The sequence below is a fragment of the Roseovarius dicentrarchi genome (assembly GCF_003316635.1).
In the GTDB taxonomy this organism is placed as follows: Bacteria; Pseudomonadota; Alphaproteobacteria; order Rhodobacterales; family Rhodobacteraceae; genus Roseovarius; species Roseovarius dicentrarchi.
The window spans coordinates 97,957-114,258 of the sequence record NZ_QNQP01000006.1; the positions used below are offsets into that span (position 1 = coordinate 97,957).

At 61.7% G+C, this 16,302-nt stretch carries 15 protein-coding genes and 2 pseudogenes; 12 read left to right on the plus strand and 5 right to left on the minus strand.

What is annotated here, in order from left to right; genetic code table 11:
* Positions 1-12: 12 nt before the first annotated feature.
* The 3 genes from DQ230_RS06225 to DQ230_RS06235 are packed head-to-tail and all read right to left on the minus strand — an operon-like array spanning position 13 to position 2,504.
* Positions 13-411, minus strand: a complete 399-nt coding sequence (locus tag DQ230_RS06225; protein ID WP_113911713.1) for a (deoxy)nucleoside triphosphate pyrophosphohydrolase — start codon at positions 409-411, stop codon at positions 13-15.
* Positions 408-1,637: a bifunctional glutamate N-acetyltransferase/amino-acid acetyltransferase ArgJ gene (gene argJ, locus DQ230_RS06230; protein ID WP_113911714.1), complete on the minus strand. Its 1,230-nt coding sequence runs from the start codon at positions 1,635-1,637 to the stop codon at positions 408-410. Before argJ ends, DQ230_RS06225 begins: the two co-directional genes overlap by 4 nt.
* A gap of 6 nt (positions 1,638-1,643) precedes the next feature.
* Positions 1,644-2,504, minus strand: a complete 861-nt coding sequence (locus tag DQ230_RS06235; protein ID WP_113911715.1) for a peptidylprolyl isomerase — start codon at positions 2,502-2,504, stop codon at positions 1,644-1,646.
* Positions 2,505-2,699: 195 nt separating this feature from the next.
* On the opposite strand from DQ230_RS06235, the gene secA reads away from it, so the two are divergent.
* The 4 genes from secA (at position 2,700) to DQ230_RS17335 (ending at position 8,671) form a co-directional block, all read left to right on the plus strand.
* Positions 2,700-5,420 (plus strand): preprotein translocase subunit SecA, encoded by a 2,721-nt coding sequence (secA, locus tag DQ230_RS06240; protein WP_113911716.1) that lies wholly within the window; start codon positions 2,700-2,702, stop codon positions 5,418-5,420.
* Positions 5,421-5,546: 126 nt separating this feature from the next.
* Positions 5,547-6,566, plus strand: coding sequence for a hypothetical protein (locus DQ230_RS06245; protein WP_113911717.1), 1,020 nt, complete (start codon positions 5,547-5,549; stop codon positions 6,564-6,566).
* A gap of 23 nt (positions 6,567-6,589) precedes the next feature.
* Positions 6,590-8,149, plus strand: coding sequence for a substrate-binding domain-containing protein (locus tag DQ230_RS06250; RefSeq protein ID WP_203228013.1), 1,560 nt, complete (start codon positions 6,590-6,592; stop codon positions 8,147-8,149).
* Positions 8,150-8,278: 129 nt separating this feature from the next.
* Complete coding sequence (locus tag DQ230_RS17335) at positions 8,279-8,671, plus strand: Arm DNA-binding domain-containing protein (protein ID WP_238987443.1); 393 nt, start codon at positions 8,279-8,281, stop codon at positions 8,669-8,671.
* Between the two features lie 358 nt (positions 8,672-9,029).
* Here the strand turns inward: DQ230_RS17335 and DQ230_RS06260 are convergent, their stop codons facing one another.
* Positions 9,030-9,455: a class I SAM-dependent methyltransferase gene (locus DQ230_RS06260; RefSeq protein WP_113911720.1), complete on the minus strand. Its 426-nt coding sequence runs from the start codon at positions 9,453-9,455 to the stop codon at positions 9,030-9,032.
* 246 nt (positions 9,456-9,701) lie between these two features.
* Between DQ230_RS06260 and DQ230_RS06265 the strand changes: the two genes are divergently transcribed.
* The 4 genes and pseudogenes from DQ230_RS06265 to DQ230_RS06280 all read left to right on the plus strand — a co-directional run.
* Positions 9,702-9,923: a hypothetical protein gene (locus DQ230_RS06265; RefSeq protein ID WP_113911721.1), complete on the plus strand. Its 222-nt coding sequence runs from the start codon at positions 9,702-9,704 to the stop codon at positions 9,921-9,923.
* A 79-nt stretch (positions 9,924-10,002) separates the two neighbouring features.
* Complete coding sequence (locus DQ230_RS06270; protein WP_113911722.1) at positions 10,003-10,416, plus strand: MbcA/ParS/Xre antitoxin family protein; 414 nt, start codon at positions 10,003-10,005, stop codon at positions 10,414-10,416.
* Positions 10,413-11,129, plus strand: a complete 717-nt coding sequence (locus DQ230_RS06275) for an RES family NAD+ phosphorylase (RefSeq protein WP_203228014.1) — start codon at positions 10,413-10,415, stop codon at positions 11,127-11,129. Before DQ230_RS06270 ends, DQ230_RS06275 begins: the two co-directional genes overlap by 4 nt.
* A gap of 35 nt (positions 11,130-11,164) precedes the next feature.
* A pseudogene (locus DQ230_RS06280) lies at positions 11,165-11,308 on the plus strand (transposase); the annotation flags it as partial.
* 35 nt (positions 11,309-11,343) lie between these two features.
* Here DQ230_RS06280 and DQ230_RS06285 read toward each other — a convergent pair.
* Positions 11,344-11,507 (minus strand): annotated as a pseudogene (locus DQ230_RS06285) (integrase core domain-containing protein); the annotation flags it as partial.
* 706 nt (positions 11,508-12,213) lie between these two features.
* Here DQ230_RS06285 and DQ230_RS17430 point away from each other — a divergent pair.
* The 4 genes from DQ230_RS17430 to DQ230_RS06300 all read left to right on the plus strand — a co-directional run bounded on the left by DQ230_RS17430 (position 12,214) and on the right by DQ230_RS06300 (position 16,290).
* Complete coding sequence (locus DQ230_RS17430) at positions 12,214-12,348, plus strand: hypothetical protein (protein ID WP_275263522.1); 135 nt, start codon at positions 12,214-12,216, stop codon at positions 12,346-12,348.
* A gap of 364 nt (positions 12,349-12,712) precedes the next feature.
* A complete protein-coding gene (locus tag DQ230_RS06290) occupies positions 12,713-14,065 on the plus strand; it encodes a cytochrome c (RefSeq protein ID WP_162497379.1) in 1,353 nt (450 codons plus the stop codon).
* A 148-nt stretch (positions 14,066-14,213) separates the two neighbouring features.
* Entirely contained in the window at positions 14,214-14,621 is a 408-nt protein-coding gene (locus DQ230_RS06295; RefSeq protein ID WP_162497380.1) for a sugar dehydrogenase complex small subunit, read from the plus strand.
* A 46-nt stretch (positions 14,622-14,667) separates the two neighbouring features.
* Positions 14,668-16,290 (plus strand): GMC family oxidoreductase, encoded by a 1,623-nt coding sequence (locus tag DQ230_RS06300; protein WP_113911726.1) that lies wholly within the window; start codon positions 14,668-14,670, stop codon positions 16,288-16,290.
* Positions 16,291-16,302 lie beyond the last annotated feature (12 nt).

Below are 16,302 nucleotides of genomic sequence, written 5' to 3' on the forward strand. Positions count from 1 at the left end.
TGTGCGGGTGGATTACAGCCAGTCGCGCAGGATCGGGATCAGCGGTATGTCGGCCGGCGGCATCGGATAGTTTCGCAGATCATTCGCCCGCACCCATTTCAGCGCCTGCCCCTCGCGCCCCTGCACGATACCGTCCCATTTGCGGCAGGCAAACAGCGGCATCAGCAGATGGAAACCCTCATAGGAGTGGCTGGCAAAGGTCAGCGGGGCAAGGCAGCTGGCCCATGTGTCAATGCCCAGCTCCTCGTGCAATTCACGGATCAGCGCGGCCTCGGGCGTCTCATTCGGCTCGACCTTGCCGCCCGGAAACTCCCACAGGCCGGCCATGGATTTCCCCTCGGGCCGCTGCGCCAGCAGGACGCGCCCATCAACATCGATGAGCACGACCGCAGATACCAGAACCACCTTCACGAGCGATAGTCGGCGTTGATGTCGATATAGCCATGCGTCAGATCGCAGGTCCAGACGCGCGCGGTTCCGCCGCCCAGCCCCAGATCGACATGGATCGTCAGCTCAGCCTGTTTCATATAGGCGGCGGCGCGATCCTCGTCATAGTCGGGGCTGACCCAGCCGTTTTCGGCCACCTTGATATCGCCAAACGAAATGGCCAGCGTATCGCGGTCGGCCCGCGCGCCGGATTTGCCGATGGCCATGACCACGCGGCCCCAGTTCGGATCCTCGCCCGCGATGGCGGTTTTCACCAGCGGGGAATTGGCAATCGCCTTGGCGTGGCGATGCGCGTCCGCGTCGCTGGCGGCGCCGGTGACGGATACCTCGACCAGTTTGGTCGCGCCTTCGCCGTCGCGGACGACCTGCTGCGCAAGGTCCAGCATCACGCGCCGCAACGCTTCCATAAAGCCGATGGAATGTTCGGTGATCTGAACGCCCGAGGCGCCGGTCGCCCCGACCAGCAGCGTGTCGGACGTCGATGTGTCGCTGTCGACCGTGATGCAGTTGAACGTCGTGCGGTTCAGCGCGGATACCATGGATTGCAGCACCGGTTGCGGCACCGCGGCATCGGTAAAGATATAGACCAGCATCGTGCCCATATCCGGCTCGATCATGCCGGAGCCTTTGGCGATGCCGGCGATCTTGACGGTTTTGCCGTCAATCTCGACCTCGGTTGTCGACCCTTTGGGGAAGGTGTCGGTGGTCATGATGGCGCGCGCGGCGCCTTCAATGCCATCCTCGCGCAGCGCGCCGGTCAGATCGCCAAGGCAGGCAATGATGCGCTCGTGCTTCATCGGCTCGCCGATCACGCCGGTCGAGGAGGAAAAGACCCGGTGAACCGGAATCGCCAGCGCATCCGAGACACCCGCGGTCACGGCCTGCACGGATTCGACACCGAAGCGCCCGGTAAAGGCGTTGGAATTGCCCGAATTTACGATGATCGCCGCGCCCTCGTCGCCGCTGCGGCCGATCTTGGACTGGCAGTCCAGAACCGGCGCAGAGCGGGTGGAGGAGCGGGTGAACACCCCCGCCACGGTGCTGCCGGGCGCCAGATGCGCCAGCATGACATCGGTGCGCCCGCTATAGCGCACGCCGGCGGCCGTGCTGGCGAAACGGACGCCTTCGATAACCGGCATGTCCGGAAAGGCAGCGGGCGCCAGCGGCGAGACGGAGGTGATTTTTGCCACGTTCGATTACTCTTCCAAAATGTCGATCTGGTTCAGAACTTCGGGGTCCAGCGCATCGCCGGCCGCGCGGTCGATATCGCCCGCCTCTGTCAGCTCGGTAATGCGGTCCTCAATGGCCTGCTGGCGCAGGGCGTCCTCGATTTCGGGGCGCAGTTCGTCGATCGTGGGCGCATCCTTGACGCGGGTTTCGTTCAGCTTGATCACGTGCCAGCCAAATTGCGTTTGCACCGGATCGCTGACGTTTCCCGGCTCCATGTTGGCCACGGCGTCCTGAAATGGCTGCACCATCATGCCATCGCTGAACCATCCCAGATCGCCGCCGCTGGGGCCGGACGGGCCTGTTGAATTGTCCCGCGCCAGCAGCCCGAAATCAGCGCCACCGCGCGCCTCTTCTGCCAGTTTTGCGGCCTCTTCTTCGGTTTCGACCAGAATATGCGCCGCCTTGTATTCGACCACGCTGTCACTGTTCATGTAGTTTTCGCTGAAATAGGCCTGAACAGCCTCGTCTGTGACGACATCCTCGATCACGTCGGCCATTTCATCGGTCGACATCAAGGCACGGCGCTCGTTGTCCAGCACCAGCTCGGCGCGGCGGTTCAATGCACCGTCGCGGGCGTTTGCCAGCAGGGTCTGCTGTACCAGCTGATCCAGAATCCCGACATAGAGGACATCGGCAGGCACGTCTGCGAATTGCTCGGGCAGGCCGGCGCGCAGCACCAGCATATGACCCAGCAGGATATCGGTGCCGCCAACGGTGGCGACCACCGTGTCGATGGTGGGCGCCGTGTCATCGGCCAGGACCGGCGCGGTTCCGACGGCCCCCATCAGCAGGGCGGTGGCGGCAATCGGTTTGAGACGGTCGAACATTCGGCAGATCCTTTGCATTTGGTCGGTTGAGGCCGCGCACGGGGGCGCGACGTTGACACTTAGCCAGCAGGCCCTTACATCGCCTGTCAATACAGGCTTTCCCGCTGATACCTTGCCCGATGTAGGGGCGCAATGGAAACGGGGCAAGCCTTCGCCAAGGCGCAGAGCAGATCACAAACGGGATTGAGATTAAACATGCTGGGTATTCGCACCGTCGCCCGTAAGGTTTTCGGCACACCGAACGACCGCAAGGTCAAGGCAACGCGCCCTCTGGTCGACAAGATCAACGCGCTGGAGCCCGAGATCGAGGCGCTGGACGACGACGGCATCATGGCCAAGACAAACGAGCTGCGCAAACGCGCGCAGAGCGGCGAATCGCTGGATGCGCTGCTGCCCGAGGCGTTTGCAAACTGCCGCGAGGCGGCGCGCCGGTCGCTGGGACTGCGCGCGTTCGACGTGCAGCTGATGGGCGGCATCTTCATGCATCAGGGCAACATTTCCGAGATGAAGACCGGCGAGGGCAAGACGCTGGTTGCCACCTTCCCCGCCTATCTGAACGCGCTGACCGGCAAGGGCGTGCACATCGTCACCGTCAACGATTATCTGGCCAAGCGCGACGCCGAATGGATGAGCGCGGTCTTTGGCGCGCTGGGAATGACCACCGGTGTCGTCTACCCGCAGCAGCCCGAGGATGAGAAACAGCGCGCCTACGCTTGTGACGTGACCTATGCCACGAATAACGAGCTGGGCTTTGACTATCTGCGCGACAATATGAAATCCGAGCTGACCCACATGAGCCAGCGCGGCCACAACTTTGCCATCGTGGACGAGGTGGACAGCATCCTGATCGACGAGGCGCGCACGCCTCTGATCATTTCAGGCCCCGCGCAGGACCGCAGCGATCTGTACCTGACCATCGACAAGCTGATCCCCGAGCTGAAGGATGAACATTTTACCATCGACGAAAAGGCGCGCAGCTGCACCTTTACCGATGAGGGTAACGAGTTTCTGGAAACCCTACTGGTCGAACGCGGCGTTCTGCCCCAGGATCAATCGCTCTATGATCCCGAAAGCACGACCATCGTGCATCACGTCAATCAGGGTCTGCGCGCGCACAAGCTGTTCCAGAAGGACAAGGATTACATCGTCCGCGACGGCGAGGTGGTGCTGATCGACGAATTCACCGGTCGCATGATGACCGGCCGACGCCTGTCCGACGGTCTGCATCAGGCCATCGAGGCCAAGGAAGGCGCCAATATCCAGCCCGAGAACGTGACGCTGGCGCAGGTGACGTTCCAGAACTATTTCCGCCTGTATGACAAGCTGGCCGGCATGACCGGCACCGCCTCGACCGAGGCCGAGGAATTTGCCGAAATCTACGGTCTGGGCGTCGTCGAGGTGCCCACCAACCGCCCCATCGCGCGCATCGACAAGGATGACGCCGTGTTCCGCACCACGGCGGAAAAATACAAGGCCGTGATCGAGGAAATCAAGGAAGCGAATGCCAAGGGCCAGCCCACGCTGGTCGGCACCACGTCGATTGAAAAATCCGAAATGCTCAGCCAGATGCTGACCGATGCGGGCATCACCCACAACGTCCTGAACGCGCGCCAGCACGAGAAAGAGGCGCAGATCGTCGGCGACGCGGGCAAGCTGGGCGCCGTGACAATCGCCACCAACATGGCGGGGCGCGGCACCGACATCAAACTGGGCGGCAATATCGACATGAAGATCCTTGAGGCGATCAATGCCGACCCGGACGGCGACCCCGCCGAAATCCGCGCCCGGATCGAAGAAGGCCACAAGACCGAGGAGCAGGCGGTCAAGGATGCCGGCGGTCTGTTCGTTCTGGCGACCGAACGGCATGAAAGCCGCCGCATCGACAACCAGCTGCGCGGCCGGTCGGGCCGTCAGGGCGATCCGGGGCAATCGTCGTTTTTCCTGTCACTGGACGACGACCTGATGCGCATCTTCGGCTCCGAACGGCTGGAGAAGGTGCTGGCCGGCCTTGGCATGAAAGAGGACGAGGCGATCATTCACCCATGGGTGAACAAATCGCTGGAGCGCGCGCAGGCCAAGGTCGAGGGCCGCAACTTTGACATCCGCAAACAGCTGCTGAAATTCGACGACGTCATGAACGAACAGCGCAAGGTGATCTTCAAGCAGCGCCTTGATATCATGCGCGCCGCCGACCTGAGCGACATCGTCAAGGACATGCGCGGCGAGGTGATCGACGATCTGGTCGATCAGTACATGCCGCCCAAGACCTACGCCGATCAGTGGGACATGGAAGGTCTGCACGAGGCCGTCATAGACGCACTGAACATGAACCTGCCCGTGCAGGCATGGGCGGACGAAGAGGGCGTCGACGACGAGCAGATCAGCGAGCGGATCGAGAAGCACGCCAACGAAATGATGGCGAAAAAGGCGGTCGATTTCGGCGCGGCCAACATGCGCCTGATCGAAAAGCAGCTGCTTTTGCAGACCATCGACAGCAAATGGCGCGACCACCTGTTGATGCTGGAGCATCTGCGCAGCGTCGTCGGCTTCCGCGGCTATGCGCAGCGCGATCCGCTGAACGAATATAAAAACGAGGCGTTCCAGCTGTTCGAAACGATGCTGGACACCCTGCGCCAGGACGTCACGCGCAAGCTGGCGCAGGTCCAGCCGATGCCGCAGGCCGACCAGGAGGCGATGCTGCAAAAGATGCGGCAGGAACGTGCGGCGCTGGAATCCCAGGCAGACGCAGCCACCCCGCGCGAGGATGGACGCCCCACCGCACACACCACGCAAGAGGCGCCGCTGCCGGGCTTTGACGAAAACGATCCGGCCACATGGGGCGATCCGGGCCGCAACACGGCCTGCCCTTGCGGGTCGGGCCAGAAGTTCAAGCATTGCCACGGGCGCTTGGCCTGACGCGTCATAACCAATTCAGGCGGCCGCCGGGCGGCCTGAATGACTCCGCACCGCTGCCATATGACCGCCGCTATTGGCCTGTAGGGTTTTCCGTGTAACCCGTTTTGAGTTGTGTGGAGAGTTTAGATGCAGAAAATCAGAATGTTCGCGATTGGGTGCGGCACGCTGGCGCTCGCCTTGGGGGCCGGCCATTTCATGCAACTCGCCAAATCGCCAAAAACCGCTGCCGCGACACCGGTCGCGCAACAGCCCGACATTGCGGCGGTTCGGCCTGCCCCGGCGGATGGCGCGCTGGATCTGAAATCCATCGAAATGACATCGGCAACCCCCACGCCGCCCGGTGACGCACAGGCGCCTGCCGGACTGCCCGCACTGCCCGAGGGCACAGTGCGGGAGGCCGCGCTGGGCGATGCCACCGCGACAATGAGCGACGCGCTGCCGCGCGAAGTGGTCGCGCCCAGCCTGACCTGCGATTATGCCCTGACGGCAGACACCGCGCCTGGCGCCATGGTGGCGCTGTCGCTGGATGCGCCTTGTGCGAAAAGCGAACGGTTTACGCTGCACCATAACGGCCTGATGTTTACACAGGTGACGGATGAGGGCGGTCATGCGTCCATGCTGGTGCCGGCATTGGCGTCCGCGGCTGTTTTCATCGCCGCCTTTCCCAACGGCGAAGGCGCGGTTGCCAGCGTCGATGTGGAAAGCGTCGATTACTATCAGCGCGTTGTCGTGCAATGGCAGGGCAACAGCGGCGTGCAGTTGCACGCGCTGGAATTTGACGCCGAAATGGGCAGCGACGGCCATGTCTGGTCGGGCGCGCGGCGCGATGTCGCCGCTGCGGCGGATGGCAACCGTGGGTTCATGACGCTGCTGGGTGACGCAGATCAGCCGGACGCGCTGTTGGCCGAGGTCTATACATTTCCCAGCCGCCTCAAGGGTCGTGATGGCAATGTCGCGCTCAGCGTCGAGGCCGAAGTCACCCAAGGCAACTGCGCTCGCGACATCGAGGCGCAAGCGCTGCAAACTCAGCCCGGTGGCACGCTCAGGGTGCAGGAACTGACGCTGGCGATTCCCGAATGTGACGCGGTAGGCGATTTTCTGGTGTTGAAAAACCTGCTGAATGACCTCACCATCGCGCGCAACTGAATTTCAGCGTCCGAGGTTCCCTGATGACAAGTCTGCGTGCGGCGATTTTCGCCGCACTTACAATATGTTGCACCGGTACGCTTGCCGCCGCCCAGGATGTCACGCTGACATCGCGCGATGGCGATGTCGAGATTTCAGGCAACCTTCAGGGATTTGACGGTGAATTTTACCGCGTCGAGACCATTTACGGCGAACTCACGATCGACGGGTCCGGCGTTCTGTGCGAAGGCCCCGGATGCCCGAACCTGAACGCCTATGTCGCCGAAGTGACGATCTCTGGTGCGCCGACCATTGGCCGCGTCCTGATGCCGGCCCTGATCGAGGCATTCGCCCTGCGCCAGGGGCTGGAGCTGTCGCGCGAAACGGGGTCGGGTCTTGGCGCGACCTTCACGCTCAGCGATCCGGATGGCGGGCAGGCGCGTGGCCGGTTTCATCTGCGCCTGACCAATACCGACGAAGGCTTTGCCGATCTGCTGGCGGGCGAGGCAGAGATTGTCATGTCCCTGCGCGAAGTGACCCGAGACGAGGCAATTCGCGGCCGCGAGGCCGGGCTGGGCGATCTGCGCGATGCCCGGCGCAGCCGCGTTCTGGCGCTGGATGCGCTGGTGCCGCTGGTTTCCGCAGGCAATCCGGTGACGACAATCACCACGCCGCAACTGGCCAAGGTGCTGTCCGGGGACATCGCGGACTGGGTCGCGCTGGGCGGGGCAGACGCGCCCATTGCGGTGCATCTGCACGCGGCCGATACCGGGCTGGGCCAGACCACCGAGCGCCAGATGCTGACCGACGGCGCCGACGGGTTTGCGCCGGACGCCACCCGCCACGCGGATGGCGAGGCGCTGGCGCAGGCCGTGTCACAAGACCCTTTTGCGCTGGGCATCGGCAGCCGTTCGGAAAAGGGGCTGACATTCGAGCTGGCCCTGACCGGTGATTGCGGATTTGGAATTCAGGCGACACGCCGCGCTGTCAAAACCGAGGATTACCCACTGACCGCGCCCATGTTTTTGTACCTGCCCGCGCATCGGCTGCCCAAACTGGTGCGCGAATTTCTGGTCTTTACCCGCGAGCCGGCCGCGCAACTGGTTATCCGCCGTGCGGGATTCGTCGATCAGCTGCCCGAAGAAATCGAGATCGACGCCCAAGGTGACCGGTTTGCCAATGCCGTGCTGCGCGCAGGCGGCGACGTGACGCTGGCCGATTTGCAGCGTATGGTTCAGGTTCTGCGCCCGCTCAAACGCCTGACCACCACCTTTCGGTTCGAGCCGGGGTCGATCCGGCTTGACCCACAATCGCGGTCAAACGTCGATAGCCTGGCGCGCGCGCTGGAAAGCGGATTTTATGACGGCCGGCAACTGGTTTTTGTAGGCTTTTCGGACGGCGAAGGGCCCGCCTCGGGCAATCGCGCCATCGCGCTGGGACGCGCCGACGCGGTGCGCAACGCTGTCGTAAAGGCCGCCGAAACAGCGCAGCTTAACCGGCTGAAGCTGGAAACCGAAGCGTTCGGCGAAGCGATGCCGATGGCTTGCGATGACAGCGAATGGGGTCGCCGCGCAAACCGCCGCGTAGAAATCTGGATGCGGTAAGCAGACTCGCCCAACCAGATACGCGCGGCGCCCGGCGGCGCGGATGGGATTTGGGTATTTACACCAAGAAAAGCCAAGACGGCCTTCATCTTGGTCAAAATACTCCTGCCGGAGGGGTACACTGGTGCCATGTGGATTCGGCCAATTGGCGTCAGGACGTTCCACCGGTTTAAACCTGGCTTAACTCCAGTGCGTTACGTTTCCCATGTGGCTCCAGCTGGAGCCGGAAAATGTTGTGACCGAGTGTTGACGGGAGGGTGGATATTATGCGGGTTGCGAAATGGCGATGGAAATGGCCTCTGGCTGCTGAAGCGCCCAGATGGCGGCGGACAGTGGTCCTATCAGTACTCACTTTACGGACGGCGCAAGGAGTTGGGGCTGGGCTCGCTCAGGGAGAAGACGCTTCGCGACGCGCGTATCGCTGCAGAAGAGGTGAGACGTGATCTTGGGGAGGGGCGCGACCTTCGCGCCCTCACTTTTGAGAAGCGATTTCATCTCTGCAGCGATCTGCTTGGTAAGTAACTGCTTCGCCATTCCTTTTCTCCTGTATGTGTTCAGACGCAAGAGATAGGGGAACGCGGTTAAACCAAGATTTAAGACGCTGTTGCCGTAAAGATTATCGTAGCGTTCCGTAATATTTACGGTTCGAGAGGGGGGCATGGGTCACCCCTGGGTTTCGCCTTGAATGCGCCAAACACGTGCATTGCAACGGCGTAGTGAGCCGCTCTCCCGCGACTTGGAGGAACGTCGTCGTGTATCGAGGGCCTGATGAACACCATATGGTTCAAAAGCGGCACCTTTTGGGGCCAAGCTGTTGAATTCTGAGAAGAATTGACCCAGCTTTCCGAAACGCCTTGACCCACTGGTATCAATTATTTCATCAACTTTTCATGATGTGCCCGTGCAAATCTCCCATTGCCGCATCATGGTTAGGGTCGGGTAACAGCTTTTCCCACGTTTCAAGTATCTGCGCGGCCCACCTGCCAGACGGGCAGGGTTTGGCCCAGTCGCCGTCATAAATCAAAAGCCGCCCACCGGGCCGCAATATGCGGAACCAATCATCGAATGCTTCTGCGGGGTCCGTCAGGGTCCAGACCAGACAACGGCACAGGATCGCATCATAGCTGCCATCCGGCTCCATGGTCTGACCGGCATCAGCATGCAAAAACCGCAAGCGCGTCTTGTCCGCATGTTTGGCCTTTGCCACTACAAGCATTGCTTCGAAGAAATCCAGCGCCGTCACCTCATGCCCCAGATTATGCACCAGTTGTGTGATCTCGCCGGTTCCACAGGCAAGTTCCAGCACCTGTTGACGCGATCATTTCGGTTGAACATCCGTACCTCATAAATTTTGGCAAGGGCGGGAGTTGCACTCAGAAGGATAAAGGCAAAAAGAAATGGTCTCATGGATTACTCCTCAAGACAGCAGAAACGAAACAGGATGGCGTCATCGATAGGATCACGCAGCGTGGTTGCGCGGACACGAAATATTGTGGCAATGCGTCGGGCCACTTCCTGACGGGGCAATCTCGCCTGCGGATCATTATTCAGCATGACCGAGCCTTTAGCACGCGGCACCAATGCAGCCATCAAGCGGAGCAGCATCGGTGGCATCCGCATGGCCATCCGCGTGGCGGAACTGGCCCGCGCCGGGCGCGGCTATGAGGGTTGGTGGCGGGCGCTGGACTGGGTAAGCGATGGGCTGATGATGGGCGGAATGCTGCGAGAGGTTGAGGTGACGGCGGTGATGCCGAAAATGCGACCGTGGCGCTGACGTGCGCGACGATCTCATCGGAAACCAATCCTTGCCAAATGGCATGTAACCTATATATATGTGCCAAGGGAGATTTGCCATGCAGTTTGCCACGATCGAACCCACCGCGTCCCGCCCGGACCTTCCCGCCATCACGCACGAGGAGGCGGCCGCCCTCGCGCGCACCACGGTGAACCTGTTCCGCGTCTGGCATCTCAGCGATATCGAGGCCCGCACGCTGCTGGGCGATATGGCTCAGCGCACATGGGCGCGCTGGAAAGAAGGCAGCATCGGCCGGATCGACCGTGACCTGCGGGCGCGCATGGCGATCCTCATGGGGATTCACAAAGGTCTGCGCTATCTCTTCACCGATCCTGCGCGCGGTTATGACTGGATCAGAAAACCGAACGCGGCCTTCAACGGTCAAAGCGCACTCGACGTCATGATGCGCGGCGAGATCACCGATCTGATCGACCTGCGCAGCTATCTGGATGCCGAGCGCGGCGCGTGGTGACAGCGCCGGTACGCCCGGTGATCTGGCCGCGCAGCGTCCGGATCATCCGCTCGATCTATCCGCCGATTGACCTGTTCGAGGATATCGCGGATCCGGCGGATTGGGAGGCATTGGCCTCGGCCGAGGCCAAGTTCAATCCACGCATCCGTGACAGCATCGGTGATCTGGCAAAGGTCCCGCTGGTCCGACGCGTCACCGGGCCCGGCGCAAGCTGGGTCATGGCTCCCTTTGTCCATTGCTCGCCGTTGCGGCCCGGACGGTTCTCCGATGGAACGTTTGGGCTGTACTATGCGGGCGACAGCACCGAGGTGGCGATCGCCGAGACCATCCACCACCATACGAAAACCATGCTGGCCACAGAGGAATCTCCCGGTTGGACATCGCAGTTCCGCGAGTTGATCGGGTCTGTCGATGCCGAATTTGACGACGTCACCGGGATGGCCGACCTGCTGGATCCCGACGACTACGCCGCATCGCAGCTTTTTGGCGCCCAGCGCCGCGCGGCAGGCTCCGATGGCATCACCTGGCCCAGCGTGAGGTTTGCGGGCGGCAACTGCATCGCCGCATTCTGGCCGGATGTGGTGCCGATCCCAACGCAAGGCGCGCATTTCGCTTATCACTGGAATGGCAGCGCAGTCGATTACGTCAAGAGGCTGGATACCGGGAAGATCATGAGCGTGGTGACCTGCCCCCCGCGAAATCCCTCATCATGATGTAGAGTCTGCGCCAAGTTTGAAGGAGCAGACGAATGCGAAAGAGCCGTTTCACCGAGGCGCAAATCATCGGGATGCTCAAGGAGCAAGAGGCGGGCATGCCGGTGGCCGAGATGTGCCGCAGGCATGGGCTGAGCCCGGCGACATTTTACAAGCTCAAGTCCAAGTATGGCGGGGTAATCTCCCCATTTTTAACGGGGTCCATGCGTAGAATTCACGCGGCCATTTTCAGTTTCTGGGCGGGTGTGATGCCGCCGATGCCCATGTTCGGGCGATCGTTGTTGTAGTCCAGAGGCATTGTGTGGCGTGATCTTGGGCCTCCTCGATGCTTTCGATGATGTATTGGTCAAGCCACTCGTGCCTGACTGTGCGGTTGTAACCTCCGCCGCGCGGGTGCGCGTACCGGGCGATTGGCGGAGCGTTTGCAAACTTCGCAGAAAGCCCGTGACATCCAACGCCAGATGCTCGACGCCGCCAGCCGCCGTCCTCGGGATCGCGATGCTCTCGCTCAGTGGTTGCGCGATCATGCGCGGGCGTGCCGGTGAAGATCGGGCGGGCAAGCGCCTGCGGGAAGCGCCTGACCCCTCGACCGCAACGTCACGCCCGGCCCGTTTCATGGATTCATGGTTTCCAAGAGCGGCAGCGAGTCGCTGCGCGGACATGATGGCATGCGACCTCGTCCCCTGTCGCGCGCCGCAATGGGCACGATTGTGCAGCTCTGGCCTATCGAGAGGGGTGCTTCGCCATTCTGCGATCGACCTTCGATTAGATCAGTTTCCTGACCTTTCGCGCCGCCAAACACCAAGGCCGGTTTAGCGGCCACCGTTCAACAATCGGTAGTTACTGAGAGGGCTGCGCGGATGCAGGGAATGTCTATCGAATTGCAACGTAGCATGCCCCACGCACAGTGAGGCAATTTAAGCCCTGAACCTGACATTCAGGAAAGGTCGGATAGCGGAGAGAACTCTACGAATGTACTTTTCACCCCTGCCACCCGGAGGCGGAGTCTTTCAACGGTTCTTCGGTAAACCTAGGCGAAGATCCCTATTGGACCGGGAGGGAACAGAACATCCACGGCTCGATCATGCAGCGACGCAACATATCCGAACGTGGCCGGATCCCGTCGGCCCGCGATGAGTTGTTGCGCGGCCCACGTTCGCTGAGCATGGCGCAGGAGGCGCTGGATGACGGCAAGACCGGCAACACGATGAACCATTAAAATCGCGCAAAACATCGCGCGCCTCCACCGTCGACGTGAAGTCCGATTATCGCGATGTGCTGGACCAGCTGGCCATCACTCTGCGGTACAAGGTTTGTGGTACAAGGTTTCCGAATATATGACGGCGCGGCACCAGCGCGTGCCGGACGATTATTCAAATTTGCGCGCGCACGTTGGCAAACGGGTCAGCCATCTGCGGCCCAAGGCTGCGTAGCTCACGTTAATGAGACGATCGGCCTAACGGCTGACGGCATCGCGACAGCGAAGGGAACCCGACGCCGTCCGGCATGGTTCTGTTCATACGGGCCGGACAACAGATTGCAAAGGAGCCATGTTCATGCGCTTTTCATTGACAGCATCATGCGTGCTAACAGCCTTTATACCGCTCGCCGCAGTTGCGCAGGACAGTGATGATGACGCGGCGATTGAGCGTGGCAAATATCTGGCCACGGCGGCGGATTGTACCGCTTGCCACGGCATCGATTTCGCCGGCGGCGATCCCATTGCCAGCCCGATCGGCAATATCTATGCATCCAACATCACCCCCGATGCCAATACCGGCATCGGCGGATGGAGCGAGAGCGACTTTGCCGATGCCCTGCGCAAAGGGCGCGCACCGGGCAAGGGGTGGTTGTTTCCCGCGATGCCCTACACGTCCTATACCGGGCTGTCCGATGACGATGTCGCAGCCCTTTACGCCTATTTCCAAAGTATCCCGGCAGTCGAAAACAGCGTTCAGGAAACGGACCTTGGGTTTCCGTTCATACGGCCGGCGATGATGGCATGGAACCTGCTCAACCTTGACGAGGGGCACCCGGTCGGCGCCATTGACGTCACAGGCGATGCGGCGACGAACGGGCGCTTTCTGGTTGAAACGCTGGGTCACTGCACGGCCTGCCACACACCGCGCGACGCGCTGATGGGTGAGAGGGACGACCTGCACCTGTCCGGCGCGATGGTGGACGGCTGGCATGCCCCCAACATCACCCCCGACGACAGCGGCATCGGACGATGGAGCGATGCGGATCTGGCGGCATACCTCCAGACTGGCCACAACGCGATCGCCGTCGCGGGTGGCAAGATGGCGGTTGCGGTTGAACACAGTCTCAGCAAGTTGCCAGATGAGGATATCGCAGACATCGGGGCCTATCTGCGCGAGGTTCCCGCCATCGCGACCGCAGAGGTGCCCCCGCCCTTGGCCGAGGCACCCGCCGTCAGCCTTGCCGTTCTTCAAAAGTCGTCGAGCGACTGGCAGACACAGGTGGACGATGCCGCGACCGACGGCGCCCAGCTTTATCAGGGTGCCTGCGCCAGTTGCCACGGCATGGACGGCGTCGGATTGTTCGGCCCCGATCTGGTGGTCACCAACGACATCCGCGCACCCGAAGCCAACAACCTGGTGCAGGTCATCGCCCATGGCATCAGCCTGACGACACAAGGAAAAACCACGCTGATGCCAGGATTCCGTGACGAGATGAGCGACGCGCAAATCGCTGCTGTGACAAATTATACGCGCACCACGTTCGGCGGGATCGACTCAGATATTGATGCCGCCAATGTAAACGCGATTCTCGATGGCACCGGCGAGGCGCCTTGGCTGATCCGAAATGCGTTTTGGCTTTCCATAGTCGGTATTGCCGTTGCGGCACTCTTGCTGATTGCCGTGCTGATCTGGGCAACGGGCCGCCTCCGCAACCGCAACGCAAGCCACGGCTGAACATGGGCGTCGCATACCCCACCAAGCGACAGTCGCGGGCCAAGGAACCTCTTTGCCGATCAAGCGTTACCTGTTTCTCCCGCCTTAGCCGTTTCAAAGGAAAGGACGTCCTATGACAAATCCTGTGAGGTCACACCGATCCGGCGTCATGAACCGGCGACGTGCGCTCGCCGCGCTTACCGCAACGTCCGCCCTTGCCCTTGTGCCGATCGCGTCGCGCGCAGCGTCCGATGCGGGCGCCAAGGATTTTCTCGATCTGTCGCGCCGGTTGACCGGCAAATCTGACTTGGGCGCGCCATTTGCGAACCGCATGTTGGCGGCTTTCGAGTCCGTTGGTCGCGGCGAAGGCATTTCGGCGCTGATCGATGGGGCGGATGACCCCGATTTGGCCAATGATGTCGTGGCTGCCTGGTACAGCGGCGCCTCGCCAGATCCCGACAGCCCCACAGTCCTCGGCTATCAGGAAGCGCTGATGTGGCGCGCGCTGGATTACGCCACGCCGATGGCGATGTGCGGCGGTGCCATGGGCCATTGGGCTGACCCGCCAGCGACGTGACGGCCCGACGGCAAGCTTCCCAGATGTTTCGACAGGAGAAAATTCGATGGCAAATGACATTTCCGCTGACGTTCTTATCGTCGGCACCGGCATCGCGGGCGCACTAGCCGGGGCCAGACTTGCTGAAAAAGGGCTGAACGTCGCCTTTCTGGAGACGGGTCGCCGCATTTCCCGCTTTGACGCGCTTAACCGGTTCTGGTCCGCCCCGGCCAAAACACCGCCATCGCCGTATCCGAATGAAGACACCGCGCCCCATCCGGAGACGACCAAGATCGAGGACTACTATCAGCAGCAAGGCCCCGAACTGTTTCGGTCAACCTACATCAAGCTTGTGGGCGGGACGACTTGGCACTGGCTGGGGACCAGCCTGCGCAATGTGCCCGCCGATTTCAAACTGAAATCGCTTTATGGCCACGGGGTGGACTGGCCCTATGACTATGATGAGCTGGAGCCATTCTATACGGAGGCCGAACAGGAAATCGGAGTCGCCGGAGACAGCGGCGAGGATCTGGGTTCGCCGCGTTCTGGCGATTATCCGATGCCGATGATCCCGCCCAGCTATATGGACAAGTATTTCAACGCGCGTCTTGAGGGCAGCCCCTTCACGGCCCGCTCGACCCCGCAGGCCCGGAACTCGCAGGTCCACGAAGGGCGCCCGGCCTGCTGCGGCAACGCCTCCTGCGTGCCAATTTGTCCGACAAAGGCGAAATACGATGCCACCGTGCACATCGACCGGGCCGAGAAAGCGGGCGCAAAGGTCTATGACCAGACCACCGCCACCCGGCTGAACCTGGGGCCGGACGGCCGCGTTGCCACGGTGGATTTCCGCCGCGCTGACGGGTCTACCGGCACGGCGTCCGGTAAGGTCGTGGTCGTCGCCGCCCACGGGATCGAGACGCCGCGCCTCTTGCTGAACTCAGTTCAGGAGGCTGCGCCGGACGGGGTCGCTAACAGCTCCGGTCAGGTCGGGCGCAACCTGATGGATCACCCCGCCACCGTCGTTTACGGCGAGACTACGGACCCGGTCTGGCCCTATCGCGGGCCGATTTCCACCTCCGGCTTCGAGGATCTGCGCGATGGCGACTTCCGCCGCGACCGGGCGGCCTTCCGCATCCAGATCAGCAACGACGGGCACAGTTGGCCCAAAGGCGCGCCCGAAAGCACGGCGCAGGATCTCGCCCGGCAAGGGCTGAGGGGTGACGCGCTGGACACAGCGCTGCGCGATGCGACCTCGCGCCAGGTATCGCTTGCGTCGCTGGTCGAACAATCGCCCGAAGCGGAAAACCGTGTAACGCTTGATCCGGACAAGAAGGATGCCAACGGCATGCCGCTGCCGCGTATTCATTTCGATTTCTCGGATTATACCCGCGCCGGGCTGGATGCCGCGGCAGAAACGCAGAAAAAGATCCTGACGGCGATCGGGGCCACGAATATCGGCCAGATGTCCGAATATCAGGGGTCGGGTCATGTCATCGGAACCGTGCGAATGGGCGAGGACGCCGCAACTGCGGTGCTTGACGGAGATCTGCGAAGCTTCGATCATCCAAATCTGTTCGTACTCGGATCGGCCACGTTCCCGACCTCTGCGACCGCCAATCCGACGCTGACCATTGCGGCAACATCACTTCGGGCTGTGGACGCTATCGCAAATTCCGTCAAAAGCTTGTGAGCGCCTAACCCG

Excerpts from the sequence above, each read along its gene's own strand:
- DQ230_RS06270 (WP_113911722.1), top strand. The coding sequence starts at position 10,003 with ATGCAGTTTGCCACGATCGAACCCACCGCGTCCCGCCCGGACCTTCCC.
- DQ230_RS06295 (WP_162497380.1), top strand. The coding sequence starts at position 14,214 with ATGAACCGGCGACGTGCGCTCGCCGCGCTTACCGCAACGTCCGCCCTT.
- DQ230_RS06235 (WP_113911715.1), bottom strand. The coding sequence starts at position 2,504 with ATGTTCGACCGTCTCAAACCGATTGCCGCCACCGCCCTGCTGATGGGG.
- DQ230_RS06250 (WP_203228013.1), top strand. The coding sequence starts at position 6,590 with ATGACAAGTCTGCGTGCGGCGATTTTCGCCGCACTTACAATATGTTGC.
- DQ230_RS17430 (WP_275263522.1), top strand. The coding sequence starts at position 12,214 with ATGCAGCGACGCAACATATCCGAACGTGGCCGGATCCCGTCGGCCCGC.
- DQ230_RS06300 (WP_113911726.1), top strand. The coding sequence starts at position 14,668 with ATGGCAAATGACATTTCCGCTGACGTTCTTATCGTCGGCACCGGCATC.
- DQ230_RS17335 (WP_238987443.1), top strand. The coding sequence starts at position 8,279 with ATGTGGATTCGGCCAATTGGCGTCAGGACGTTCCACCGGTTTAAACCT.
- DQ230_RS06245 (WP_113911717.1), top strand. The coding sequence starts at position 5,547 with ATGCAGAAAATCAGAATGTTCGCGATTGGGTGCGGCACGCTGGCGCTC.
- secA (WP_113911716.1), top strand. The coding sequence starts at position 2,700 with ATGCTGGGTATTCGCACCGTCGCCCGTAAGGTTTTCGGCACACCGAAC.
- DQ230_RS06265 (WP_113911721.1), top strand. The coding sequence starts at position 9,702 with ATGACCGAGCCTTTAGCACGCGGCACCAATGCAGCCATCAAGCGGAGC.